An 11,484-nucleotide genomic window follows, 5' to 3' on the forward strand; every position below is an offset into this window, starting at 1 on the left:
TTCGTGTTGGGGCCGGATCAGTCATGGTGGGCGGCGTCGCCGGTGAGGGTGGCCGTGCATTCCAGCATCAGTGCGTGCGCGAACGCCTGGGGGAGGTTGCCGCGGAGCTGGCGTTGCCGCACGTCGTATTCCTCGCAGAACAGTCCCGGCGGCCCGCAGGCGGTGCGGTTGCGTTCGAACCACCGCATCGCGCAATCAGCATGGCCCAGTTGATGTTCGGCCAGCGCCATCATGAACCCGCAGAGCAGGAAGGCGCCCTCGGCATCGCCGAGATCGCGCTCGTCGTGCCGGAATCGGTAGACAAACCCGTCGTCGGTGAGTTCCCGGCGAACGGCGTCCAGGGTGGCTATGGTCCTGGGGTCCTCGGCGGGCACGGCCCCACGCACCGGCGGAAGTAGCAGCGATGCGTCGACACCGGTCAGCCGGGGGCTGCGTTGCCAATAGCCCTGCGGGTGCAGGCTTTCCGACGCGGTGTCGGCGAGGATCGCGTCAGCCAGCGAAGCACACGTGGCGACCTCGGGACCGGTACCGGCCAGCTTCGCGATGGCCCGTAACCCCGCCACACAGGCCAGGCGGGACTGCGTCCAGCGCTCGTTGTCGATTTCCCAGACGCCGGCATCCGGTTCGCGCCAGCGCTTTTCGATCGCCTTGATCGCGGTCTGCGCCGCGCGCCAGCCGTCTGCGTCCAGCCGGTCAGCGTCGCCCGCCTTGGCCAGCAGCTGCAACGCCTCTCCGAAGGCATCGAGCTGGAATTGCTGATTGACCCAGTTGCCGATCTTGTCGGCGCCTCCGGGGTAGCCGGGCAGGTCGAGCGTTTCTTCGCTGGGCACGGCGCCGCCGGTGACGGTGTAGGCGGGCTTGAGGTTGGGGCCGTCCTCGAGCAGCCGGGCGCCGACGAACTCCACCGCCCGGTCGAGCAGCTCGGTCGTGCCGACGGCGGCGGCGGCCATGCCCGCGTACACCTGGTCGCGGATCCAGGAATAGCGGTAGTCGTAATTCTGGTTGGAGTGCGCGCGTTCGGGCAGGCTCATAGTGGCGGCGGCGACCATGCCGCCGCTGCTGCTGGTCAGCCCCCGCAGCACCGCGTAGGAGTTGCGCCCGTCGCGTGCAGCGATGGTGCAGTTCAGCTCGGGTACGCTGCGCTGCCAGGCGGCGGTGGTGGATTCCCAGGCCAGGTCGGGGTCCGGCGGCTGGTCGGGCAGCGCGCGTTCGGACAGTTCCAGCACCAGGTCGTGGTGCTGGTCCTCGTCGAGGGTGATCTCACAGCTGAGCAGCTCGCCCTTCTCCTGGGCGGCCCGGACGGGGCGCGCGTCGCATCCGGCCTGCCAGCGCCAGTGCAGCGGTCCCGAGCGGCCGCTCCACACCCCGCCATCGAGGCTCGGTTTGCCGGGGCCGTGCCGGCCGAATCCCGCACTCGCCGCCAGCAGCACCCGCACCCGCGCCGTCCCGCGGCAGCCGGTGAGCCGCCGCAACAGCACCACCCGGTCGGGGTCGCCCGGGAAGGCCAGCGCGTCACGGCATTCCACGATGCCGTCGCGAGTGATCCAGCGGTTACGCCAGATCAGGGTGCCCGGCTCGTAGTAGCCGCCCCACACGTGCCGCGCGTCGGTCGGGGTGACGGCGTATATCCCGCCGCCGCCAATGAGATTGGAGAAGACGGCGTCGGAATCCCAGTGCGGCGCACACATCCACGCCACGTCGCCCTGCGGCCCGATCAGCGCGCCCCGCTCGCCGTCGGCGAGCAGCGCATACTCGCGCAGCACCCGGGGTGCGAAGGTGGTCTCGGTGTCGATCTTCAGCTCAGCCACGGGCTTGTGCCTTCGACCCCCACCCAGCGCTGGTATCGATCTTTCCGGCGGCCATCCGTTCGGCCAGCCGCGACGCCAACGCCATGATCGTCAGCGCGGGATTGGCGGAGCCCTGGGTGGGACACACCGAGCCGTCGGCGAGAAACAGGTTCGGTACGCCCCAGACCCGGTGGTCGGAGTCGACCACCGAATTCTGCGGCCCGGTGCCCATGCGGGCGCCGCCGATCAGGTGGGCGAAACGCTCGATGGTGAGCACGTCCTGGGCGCCGGCGGCGGTCAGGATGTCGCCGATCACCTTGGTGGAGTAGGCCATGTTGGCCTTGTCGTTGTCGCAGAGCGTGTAGTCGAACCGGGCGACCGGGATACCGTACGGGTCCTTCTCCTGGGCCAGGGTCACCCTGTTGTCCGGCAGCGCCAACAGCTCGTTGAGCACGCCGACGGTCGCCCAGTGGTTGTAGTCGCGCATGTATTCGCGCAGGGCGCGGCCCCAATGCCCGTCGGCCAGCACGTGTTCGGCCCAGCCGATAGGCAGCGGGGAGACGGTCTGAATGGCGAACCCGCGGGCGAACCCGCGTGAGTGATCGGTCTCGTAGAACTGCTCCGAGGTCACCTCCGGCGGGGGCGCCTTGTACATCCGCATCTCCTCGGACCAGCGGCCCGCGGACTGGGTGGCGCCCTGCACCATCACATAGCGACCGACCTGATCGTCGTTGTTGCCCAACCCGTTCGGGAAGCGCTCGCTGACCGAGTTCAACAGCAGGCGCGGCGTCTCGATCGAATACCCGGCCACGGCAACCACTTTGGCTCGCTGCAGCCGTTCTTTGCCGCCCACCTCGTCGTAGTAGACCACGCCACGAGCCGCGCCGGTCTCGTCGAGTTCGACGCGCGAGGCCATGCAGTTGGCGCGGATCTCGACGTCGTGGGCCAGCGCGTCGGGAAGGTGCGTGACGTAGGGGCTGGCCTTGGCGTTGACCTTGCAGCCCTGCAGGCAGTAGCCGCGGTAGATGCAGTGCGGGCGGTTGCCGAAGGTGCCGTTGACGATGCCGACGGGCCCGACCCGCATCTCGATGCCGAGTTTGAGCGCACCCTCCCAGATTTTGGCGGCCGCACCCGAAACTGGATGCGGGGCAAAGGGGTAACGATGTGGATCGCCCCAAGGCCAATTCTGCCCGGCCACCGGCAGCTCGAGCTCGATCCGTTCGTAATGGCGGCGAATGTCCTCGTAGCGCAGGGGCCAGTCGGCACCCACCCCATCGAGCGTGTAGGTCGCAAAGTCGCTGGGGTGGAACCGCGGGGTGTAGCCGGCGTAGTGCACCATGGAGCCGCCCACCCCACGCCCGGAGTTGTTCTTGCCCAGCTCAATTGGGTCGTCGCCGCCGATGATGCGCTTTTGCGTCCAATACAGCGCGTGGGAGCCGGCCTCGTCGGACACCCAGTCCTCGTCGGGGTGCCAGAACGGGCCGGCCTCCAGGATCACGACCCGCCAACCGGCGCGCGCCAGCCGCTGCGCCAGCACCGAGCCGCCGGCGCCCGCCCCCACGACCACCAGATCGACCTCGTCGTCGTCGGTGTAGCGGCGCATGGTCTTCTCGCCGGGCAGGTCGCGCGAATGCACGTCGAGCAGGAACCGCGAATCGTTGTCTTTTGGTCCGACAGCTCCTTTGAACAGGCCTCGCCAGAAGTCGCCCATCACACTTCGCCGTTCTGCACGACCTGCACGGGGTCTTCGTCGGTGGCGCCGGGGGTCTCGTACGGTTCGCGCGCGGAGGCGGGTCCGGTGGCGCCGCCGAGGCGCATGAACCCGCGCGGGTAGGCGGGGCCGCCGAATCCGATCTCGTTCCACGCCCACGGGTGGGAGTAGAAGCCGGACAGCGTCATTCGCATGCACACCGACCAGGCGCGCTTGACGTTCAGGCTTTCCCAGGCGCCGCCGTCCAGGTCGCCCTGTGAGAACTGGCCGACGATCTCCTCGCGGATCTCCAGCCCGGCGGAGGCGAAGGAGGATGCGCCGTATTTGGCCGCCGCGGTCTCGTTGAGCCCGCGCAGCACCAACCGCCACGTGTCGCGGTCGTCGGGCATGTCCGCGTACTGGTAGCCGTCGAGACGCCCGTCGGCGAGCTTGGAGTCGACGGATTCGGCCGCCGGCACTCGCGGCTCCTCGTCCTGCGCCAGCACCGTGTCGCAGAACGCGCGCAGGCACGGCTCTTCTTCGGCGGTGAAAAACCGCAGTGGGCCGGGAGGTTCAAGCCGGGCCAGCACCACTTTGCGGGTGGCCTCGTCCCACGTGTGGGCGTTTGCCAGCACGTCGAAATCGGGGTAACGCCCGATCATCTGCGGCGTGGTGCCGCGGCGCTGCTTGGGAAGCCAGGCCGGGTGCGGCGGCTTGCCGTCGGGGCGCAGGTTGGGCAGGTGGTCCGGGCGGGAGGTGTCGGCCATCGCGGTGATCCCGACGCCCTAATCCCGGAACCGTTCGCGGCGCAGGAGCGACGCCAACAGCCCCATGCCCCCGACCATGCACATCAACCCTGGCGCCGCGATCGGCGGCCCCATGGGCACGTTGTAGGACGCGTGTTTCCATCCGCCCGGTTTGCGGGCGACGCCGCGCGCGTGCAGGTATTCGCCCATCAGGCCGTTGGCCGTGTAGATGCCGGCGGTGATCGGGAGCCAGAGTTTGGCCCAGCGCCGCGAGAACACGCCGCCGATGCCCGCGACGACCACCGGCGGAGTCACCACGATCGGGCTCCACATCCACTTGTTGCCGAAGCTCGCCTTGTAGTGCTCGAAGTAGATTTCGGCCGTGGTGACGAGCGCCGCGATGGCGGTCAACCCGGACAGCGAGCGTTCGAAACGACCGTGTGCGACGTCGTACAGTGCGCGCTCGGCCAGTTGCGAGACCTCGCCCCGTCCATCGCTGCCGGCGGTGCGGCCTGTGCGCCGTCCGCCGTTGCCCAGCAACAACATGTGATTCCCTTCTACCCTCGCGTTTCGCCGGGCCGGCGGTCACCGGCCCAGGCAGGTTCCGTCGTGAGATGGTTGGCGGCCGTTCGTGCGCCGCGGGGTGACCCCGTCGATGCGTGGGTGATGTGGTCCGCCCGCTCGCCGAGCAAATCCGTCGTCGTGTCGATCAAGCGACCTCGCCTTCGGGATGGAAGGAACACGGTCCGGCGGTCTCCGGCCTCCGCCGCCGTCGGTGACCGTTGCGAAAGCCGCCCAGCGAACTGGAAAGCGCCCAGCTGTGGGTTTCAACCGGAGTGGTCTCGACAACGCGTCGTGACCGAAGCGCGTCGGCTGTGTACCCGGTGTCCTGGTGCACAAACTGGCGTGCAGCTGATTCACAGCGAGTCACCAGGGGTGGGCCGCCACGGCGGCTAACGATCCCGCAGCAGCCATTCAGATCGGAGCCGTCGGGCTACAGGTGAAGTTGCCATTTTGTGCTGGTGCCAGTTCAGTTCGTTCTACCTTGAGCCATGACAACAGCCGACCAAGCGAACCAAGCATCATCGGTCCCTACGTCCCGCAAAATTCTTTGCATCGTCTATGGCGCTATTGCAGTCGCCGCGCTCATCGCGACATGGAGCCAGACAGTCGCATATGTACACAGCCCGACCGGTTTCTTCGTTGATTTCTGGCGCGACACCCAAACGACTGCGGCCTCGCGAAACATTGCAGCCGACGCCCTGATGTTGGCCCTGAGCGCCGTCATTCTGATGGTGATCGAAGCCAGGAAATACAACGTGCGATTCGTCTGGCTTTACGTTGTCGGATCGTTCTTCATCGCCGTAAGCGTCATGTTTCCGCTTTTCCTGATCGCCCGCGAATTACGCCTGGGTGCATCCGGCGCGCCCCGCCTTCGCAGGGCCGACACGATTCTGCTCGTGGTGGTCGCCGTTTTGACCGTGGCCCTGACGATTTGGATCGACATGGGTAGGTGACGACTGAAGGCATTCGTCGCCTATCCGGTGCACGCCAAGCACGGTTAGCCGCCGTCGGAACACACGCCGAGCCGCCGGCCGAAGGCGACGGCAAGCCACCACCTTTTTGGCGGAGCTCGGGTCCGTTCTTACAACGCACGCCGCCGCCGAATCCGTGTAACCACTGCCCTTCTAGCTGCCCAGATGTGCCATGATGTCCAAGCTGTCAAGACTCAGGGAGCAGCAGTGGATCTCAATTTTTCGATGGTCACACGACCGGTCGAGCGGCTGATCGCTACCGCGCAGAACGGGCTGGAAGTCTTGCGATTGGGGGGTTTGGAGACCGGCACGGTGCCGTCTCCGTCTCAGATCGTCGAGAGCGTGTCGATGTACAAGCTCCGGCGTTACTTCCCGCCGGACAGCCGGCCCGGCCAGTCGCCCGTCGGGCCGCCGGTGCTGATGGTGCATCCGATGATGATGTCGGCCGACATGTGGGACGTCACCCGCGACGAAGGCGCGGTGGGGATCCTGCACGCTCACGGGCTTGATCCCTGGGTCATCGACTTCGGTGAACCCGACAAGATCGAGGGCGGTATGCGCCGCACCCTGGCCGACCACATCGTCGCGCTGGGCGAGGCCATCGACACGGTCAAGGACGTGACCGGCAGCGACGTGCACCTGGTCGGCTATTCGCAGGGCGGCATGTGGTGCTACCAGGTCGCGGCCTACCGGCGCTCCAAGAACCTTGCCAGCATCGTGGCGTTCGGCTCCCCGGTGGACACCCTGGCCGCGTTGCCCATGGGTATCCCGGCAAACTTCGGCGCGGCGGCGGCCAACTTCATGGCCGACCACGTATTCAGCCGCCTGGCCATCCCGAGCTGGATGGCGCGCACCGGATTCCAGATGATGGATCCGCTCAAGACGGCCAAGGCACGGGTGGACTTCGTGCGCCAGCTGCACGACCGCGAAGCCCTGCTGCCGCGCGAGCAGCAGCGCCGCTTCCTCGAACGTGAGGGCTGGATCGCCTGGTCCGGCCCCGCGATCTCCGAGCTGCTCAAGCAGTTCATCGCCCACAACCGGATGATGACCGGCGGCTTCGCCGTCAACGGGCAGATGGTCACGCTCACCGACATCACCTGCCCGGTGCTGGCCTTCGTCGGCGAGGTCGACGACATCGGCCAGCCGGCCTCGGTGCGCGGCATCCGGCGGGCGGCGCCGTACGCCGACGTCTACGAGTGCACCATCCGCACTGGGCATTTCGGCCTGGTCGTCGGGTCCAAGGCCGCCCAGCACAGCTGGCCGACCGTCGCCGAGTGGGTGCGATGGCTGTCGGCCGGCGGCGACAAGCCCACCAGCATCGAGCTCATGGCCGACCAGCCCGACGAGCACACCGACAGCGGCGTGGCGTTGAGCTCCCGGCTCGCGCACGGCATCGGGGAAGCTTCCGAGGCGGCGCTGGGCATGGTGCGCGGCGCGGCGAGCACCGTCGTCGCGGCGAACAAATCCGTGCGCACCCTGGCCGTCGAAACCGCCCGCACCTTGCCGCGACTGGTCCGGCTGGGACAGATCAACGATCACACCCGGATCTCGCTGGGCCGCATCATCGAGGAGCAGGCCCAGAACGCCCCGCAAGGCGAATTCCTGTTGTTCGACGGGCGCGTGCACACTTACGACGCCGTGAACCGGCGCATCAACAACGTCGTCCGCGGCCTGATCGAGGTCGGGGTGCGACAGGGCGACCGGGTCGGCGTGCTGATGGAGACCCGGCCCAGCGCGCTGGTGGCCATCGCCGCGCTGTCGCGGCTCGGCGCCATCGCGGTGGTGATGCGGTCCGACGCCGACCTCGCCGCGTCGGTGCGGCTCGGGGGAGTGACCGAGATCCTGACCGACCCCACCAACCTCGACGCGGTGCTGGCGTCGGACGGTCAACTGCTACGGCAGGTGCTGGTGCTCGGCGGCGGCGAGTCGCGGGACCTGCACCTGCCCGAGGACCCCTCGCAGCAGCCCCAGGTCATCGACATGGAACAGATCGACCCGGACGCCGTCGAGCTGCCCGGGTGGTATCGGCCCAACCCGGGACTGGCCCGGGACCTGGCGTTCATCGCGTTCAGCGCGGCCGGCGGCGAGCTGGTGGCCAAGCAGATCACCAACTACCGCTGGGCGGTCTCGGCGTTCGGCACCGCGTCGACGGCCGCACTCGACCGTCGCGACACCGTCTACTGCCTCACGCCGCTGCATCACGAGTCGGCGCTGCTGGTCAGCCTGGGCGGCGCGGTGGTCGGCGGCGCCCGCATAGCGCTGTCGCGGGGCCTGGACCGGGACCGGTTCGTCCAGGAGGTACGTCAGTACGGCGTCACCGTGGTGTCCTACACCTGGGCCATGCTCCGCGAGATCCTGGACAGCCCCGCCGGTCCGCCGTTCGTCCTGCACGGCAACCACCCGGTGCGCCTGTTCATCGGGTCCGGGATGCCCACCGGGCTGTGGGAACGCGTCGTCGAGGCCTTCGCGCCCGCCCACGTCGTCGAGTTCTTCGCCACCACCGACGGGCAGGCGGTGCTGGCCAACGTGTCCGGCGCCAAAATCGGCAGCAAGGGCCGCCCGCTGCCGGGCGCCGGGCGCATCGAGCTGGGCGCCTACGACACCGAACACGACCTGATCCTGGAAAACGACCGCGGCTTCGTGCAGATCGCCGAACCCAGACAGGTCGGGGTCCTGCTCGCCGCGTCCAACGGCCCGATCGATCCGAGCGCCTCGGTCAAGCGCGGGGTCTTCGCCGCCGGCGACACCTGGATCTCGACCGAGTACCTGTTCTACCGCGACGACGACGGCGACTACTGGTTGGCGGGGCGGCGCGGCTCGGTGGTGCGAACCGAGCGCGGCCTGGTCTACGCCGAGCCGGTCACCGACGCCCTGGGCTGCATCAACGGCGTCGACCTCGCGGTGACCTACAACGTGCCCGTGGGCGACCACGAGGTGGCGGTGTCGGCGGTGACGCTGCTGCCGGGCGCTTCTATCACCGCGGCCGACCTGACCGAGGCCTTCGCCAAGATCCCCATCGGTTTGGGGCCCGACATTGTCTGCGTGGTCTCCGAGATGACGTTGAGCGCGACGTACCGCCCGACGGTGAGCGCCCTGCGCGCCGCCGGGATTCCGAAGGCGGGACGTCACGTCTGGTACTTCGACGCGGAAACCGAGCACTACCGCCGGCTGACCCCCGGGGCGCGCTCCGAGCTGAGCGGCACGAAGTCATGATCGACGACGCACTGCTGAACATCCTGGTATGCCCGGCCGACCGGGGCCCGCTGGTATTGGTCTCCGGAACCGGCGGCGGGCAACTGCTTTACAACCCCCGGCTGCGGCGGGCCTACCGGATCGAGGACGGCATCCCGGTGCTGCTCATCGATGAGGCCCGCGACGTCGACGACGAAGAGCACGCCCGGCTCATGGCACCAGGCCGTCCGGCAGATCCCCAGTGAGGTATCGCTGCAGGTTCGGCGCGATGGTTCGCGCGACCTGTTCGGCCGGCAACGAAGCGAACGGCTCGACTCCGACGATGTAGCGGGCCATCACCACGCCCATCAACTGCGAGGCGAGAAACTGGGCGCGGACGACGCCCGTCCCCGGCGGATTGTCCACGCGCGGAGCCACCTCCGCGGTCACGATCTCCTGCAGGAAGGAGCGCGCCAGGTTCACGTCCGCGCCGGCGAGCAGTGACCGCAACGTCGCGATCAAGCCGGCCCCCAGCTCGGAGTCCCAGATCGGCAGCAACACCGACGGCAGTGTGAACCCGAGCTCTTCGACGGGCACGTCCCGCATGGGCACCAGCACCGTCATGGGGTCGATCGGAATACGGATCGCGGCGGCGAACAATTGCTGCTTGGTGCCAAAGTAGTGGTGCACCAGAGCGGAGTCGACGCCCGCGGCCGCAGCCACCGCCCGTATCGATGTCCTGTCAATACCATTGCGCGCAAACAGTTCTCGGGCGCTGGTCAGGATCCGCTCCCGGGTGTCGGAGTTCCCGGTCGGCCGCCCCCGCCGCCGGCGCCCGGCGCTGGTGGCCGTCACTGAGGCCCTCCGTGGCGACCCGCTGCGCCCGGCTGCGCCGCGCTGGCGATCGCCACGCAGCTCAACGCGTGGCGACCCGCTGCGCCCGGCTGCGCCGCGCTGGCGATCGCCACTAGGGCGTCCGGCGCCGCAGCGTCGCCGCCGCCAGACACAACGCCGCCACGGCGAAGCCCAACACCACGACGATGTCGCGCACCGCGACGAAGGTCAGTTCCGGGCGTGCGCCCACCTGTTGCAGGGCCTCCAGCGCGTAGCTGGCCGGCAGCACGTTGCTGATCCATTGCAGCCAGTGTGGCATCAACGCCCGCGGCACGATGATGCCGGCCAACAGCAGCTGCGGCACCATCACCAGCGGGATGAACTGTACGGCCTGAAACTCGGTGCGGGCGAACGCACTACACAGCAGGCCCAGGCCGACGCCCAGCACGGCGTTGACGATGGCGATCACGAACACCCACACCGGGCTTCCCGCCGTGTCGAAGCCGAGCAGCCAAAACGACACGGCGCAGGCCAGAATTGCTTGCACCGCAGCGGCGATCGAGAACGCGGTCCCGTAGGCGATCAGCAGGTCGAGCCGGCGCAGCGGGGTGGTCAGGATGCGCTCCAACGTGCCCGAGGCCCGCTCGCGCTGCATGGTGATCGACGTGATGACGAACATCAGGAACAGCGGGAACAGGCCCAGCAGGATCAGGCAGGCGTTGTTGAACGGGGTCGGTGTGCCGGGCGGGTGCGGGGCGTTTTGAAACATGAAGTACATCAACGTGATCACCAGCACCGGCACCAGCAGGATCATCGCGACGCTGCGGTGATCGGCGGCCAGCTGGCGCAGAATCCGCGCCGTGGTCGCGGTGTACCCCCGCAGGCTCAGCCCGCCTCGCGCATGGTGCTGCGCTTGATGATGGACAGAAACGCGTCCTCCAGTGACGTGCATCCGGTGTCCTCTCGCAGTTGGGTTCCGGTGGTGTGGGCGACGAGCCGGCCCTCGCGCATCAGCAGCAGGTCCCCGCAGTGGTCGGCTTCGTCCATCACGTGGCTGGAGACCAGTAGTGTGGTTCCGCCGCGGGCCAGTTCGGCGAACTGGCCCCAAAGGTCCGCGCGCAGCACGGGATCCAGGCCCACCGTCGGCTCGTCGAGCACCAGCAGTTCGGGCTGACAGACCAGCGCGCACGCCAGCGAGACCCGGGTGCGTTGCCCCCCGGAGAGGTTGGCGCACAAGGCGGTCCGGTGGTCGGTGAGCCCGACCCGTTCGATCGCGGTATCGGCCGCCCGCCCGTCGAACCCGTACAGCGTCGCGAAATATCGCACGTTGTCGACGATGCGCAGGTCGTTGTAGATGGTCGGGTCTTGGGGGAGGTAGCCGATGCGGCTTCGAAGCGCCGGGCTGCCCGCCGGTCTACCGAGCACGGTGACGTCGCCTGACGTCACGATCTGGGTGCCCACGATGCACCGGATCAGCGTGGTCTTGCCGCACCCGGACGGACCGAGCAGGCCGGTGATGCTGCCGGGGGCGATCTGCACGGAAAAGTCGTGCAGAGCCGGGCGTTTGCCGCGGATCACGCGCAGGTGATCGATCTTTACCGCAGGCTCGGCCCGGGTGGGGATTAATTCATCAGCGGATGAACTCATCATGTGATGAATATTCGTCGCGCGCGGGGGCGCTGTCAAGGGGTCAGGTCGACCCCGGGGTGGGTGGCGAGGGG

10 protein-coding genes are annotated in these 11,484 nt (G+C 68.3%); 3 read left to right on the forward strand and 7 right to left on the reverse strand.

The annotated features are described in order from the left end of the window. Window positions 1–17 precede the first annotated feature (17 nt). The 4 genes from A5775_RS23560 to A5775_RS23575 are packed head-to-tail and all read right to left on the reverse strand — an operon-like array spanning window position 18 to window position 4,769. Complete coding sequence (locus A5775_RS23560) at window positions 18–1,808, reverse strand: glycoside hydrolase family 15 protein (protein WP_067257984.1); 1,791 nt, start codon at window positions 1,806–1,808, stop codon at window positions 18–20. Then, window positions 1,801–3,498 (reverse strand): GMC family oxidoreductase, encoded by a 1,698-nt coding sequence (locus tag A5775_RS23565; protein WP_067257987.1) that lies wholly within the window; start codon window positions 3,496–3,498, stop codon window positions 1,801–1,803. The genes A5775_RS23560 and A5775_RS23565 overlap by 8 nt, the downstream gene beginning before the upstream one ends. Next, entirely contained in the window at window positions 3,498–4,244 is a 747-nt protein-coding gene (locus A5775_RS23570) for a gluconate 2-dehydrogenase subunit 3 family protein (RefSeq protein WP_067257990.1), read from the reverse strand. The genes A5775_RS23565 and A5775_RS23570 overlap by 1 nt, the downstream gene beginning before the upstream one ends. 18 nt (window positions 4,245–4,262) lie before the next feature. Further along, on the reverse strand, window positions 4,263–4,769 hold the full coding sequence (locus tag A5775_RS23575; protein WP_067257991.1) for a hypothetical protein: 507 nt from the start codon (window positions 4,767–4,769) through the stop codon (window positions 4,263–4,265). A 506-nt stretch (window positions 4,770–5,275) separates the two neighbouring features. Between A5775_RS23575 and A5775_RS23580 the strand changes: the two genes are divergently transcribed. From A5775_RS23580 to A5775_RS23590, 3 genes are all read left to right on the forward strand, one after another. Continuing rightward, window positions 5,276–5,740 (forward strand): DUF2834 domain-containing protein, encoded by a 465-nt coding sequence (locus tag A5775_RS23580; protein ID WP_067257993.1) that lies wholly within the window; start codon window positions 5,276–5,278, stop codon window positions 5,738–5,740. A gap of 183 nt (window positions 5,741–5,923) precedes the next feature. Then, window positions 5,924–8,971 (forward strand): acyl-CoA synthetase, encoded by a 3,048-nt coding sequence (locus A5775_RS23585; protein WP_156660828.1) that lies wholly within the window; start codon window positions 5,924–5,926, stop codon window positions 8,969–8,971. After that, window positions 8,968–9,195 (forward strand): Trm112 family protein, encoded by a 228-nt coding sequence (locus tag A5775_RS23590; protein ID WP_067257998.1) that lies wholly within the window; start codon window positions 8,968–8,970, stop codon window positions 9,193–9,195. The genes A5775_RS23585 and A5775_RS23590 overlap by 4 nt, the downstream gene beginning before the upstream one ends. Here A5775_RS23590 and A5775_RS23595 read toward each other — a convergent pair. The 3 genes from A5775_RS23595 to A5775_RS23605 form a co-directional block, all read right to left on the reverse strand. Then, on the reverse strand, window positions 9,161–9,784 hold the full coding sequence (locus tag A5775_RS23595; protein WP_067258000.1) for a TetR family transcriptional regulator: 624 nt from the start codon (window positions 9,782–9,784) through the stop codon (window positions 9,161–9,163). The genes A5775_RS23590 and A5775_RS23595 overlap by 35 nt on opposite strands. A 112-nt stretch (window positions 9,785–9,896) precedes the next feature. Continuing rightward, a complete protein-coding gene (locus A5775_RS23600) occupies window positions 9,897–10,715 on the reverse strand; it encodes an ABC transporter permease (RefSeq protein WP_197512874.1) in 819 nt (272 codons plus the stop codon). Beyond that, window positions 10,649–11,413, reverse strand: a complete 765-nt coding sequence (locus tag A5775_RS23605) for an ABC transporter ATP-binding protein (RefSeq protein ID WP_067258004.1) — start codon at window positions 11,411–11,413, stop codon at window positions 10,649–10,651. Before A5775_RS23605 ends, A5775_RS23600 begins: the two co-directional genes overlap by 67 nt. Between the last annotated feature and the right edge of the window lie 71 nt (window positions 11,414–11,484).

It is taken from the genome of Mycobacterium sp. 852002-10029_SCH5224772, assembly GCF_001667315.1.
GTDB lineage: Bacteria > Actinomycetota > Actinomycetes > Mycobacteriales > Mycobacteriaceae > Mycobacterium.

Excerpts from the sequence above, each read along its gene's own strand:
- A5775_RS23585 (WP_156660828.1), top strand. The coding sequence starts at position 5,924 with ATGTGCCATGATGTCCAAGCTGTCAAGACTCAGGGAGCAGCAGTGGAT.
- A5775_RS23605 (WP_067258004.1), bottom strand. The coding sequence starts at position 11,413 with ATGATGAGTTCATCCGCTGATGAATTAATCCCCACCCGGGCCGAGCCT.
- A5775_RS23570 (WP_067257990.1), bottom strand. The coding sequence starts at position 4,244 with ATGGCCGACACCTCCCGCCCGGACCACCTGCCCAACCTGCGCCCCGAC.
- A5775_RS23580 (WP_067257993.1), top strand. The coding sequence starts at position 5,276 with ATGACAACAGCCGACCAAGCGAACCAAGCATCATCGGTCCCTACGTCC.
- A5775_RS23565 (WP_067257987.1), bottom strand. The coding sequence starts at position 3,498 with ATGGGCGACTTCTGGCGAGGCCTGTTCAAAGGAGCTGTCGGACCAAAA.
- A5775_RS23600 (WP_197512874.1), bottom strand. The coding sequence starts at position 10,715 with ATGCACGTCACTGGAGGACGCGTTTCTGTCCATCATCAAGCGCAGCAC.
- A5775_RS23575 (WP_067257991.1), bottom strand. The coding sequence starts at position 4,769 with ATGTTGTTGCTGGGCAACGGCGGACGGCGCACAGGCCGCACCGCCGGC.
- A5775_RS23590 (WP_067257998.1), top strand. The coding sequence starts at position 8,968 with ATGATCGACGACGCACTGCTGAACATCCTGGTATGCCCGGCCGACCGG.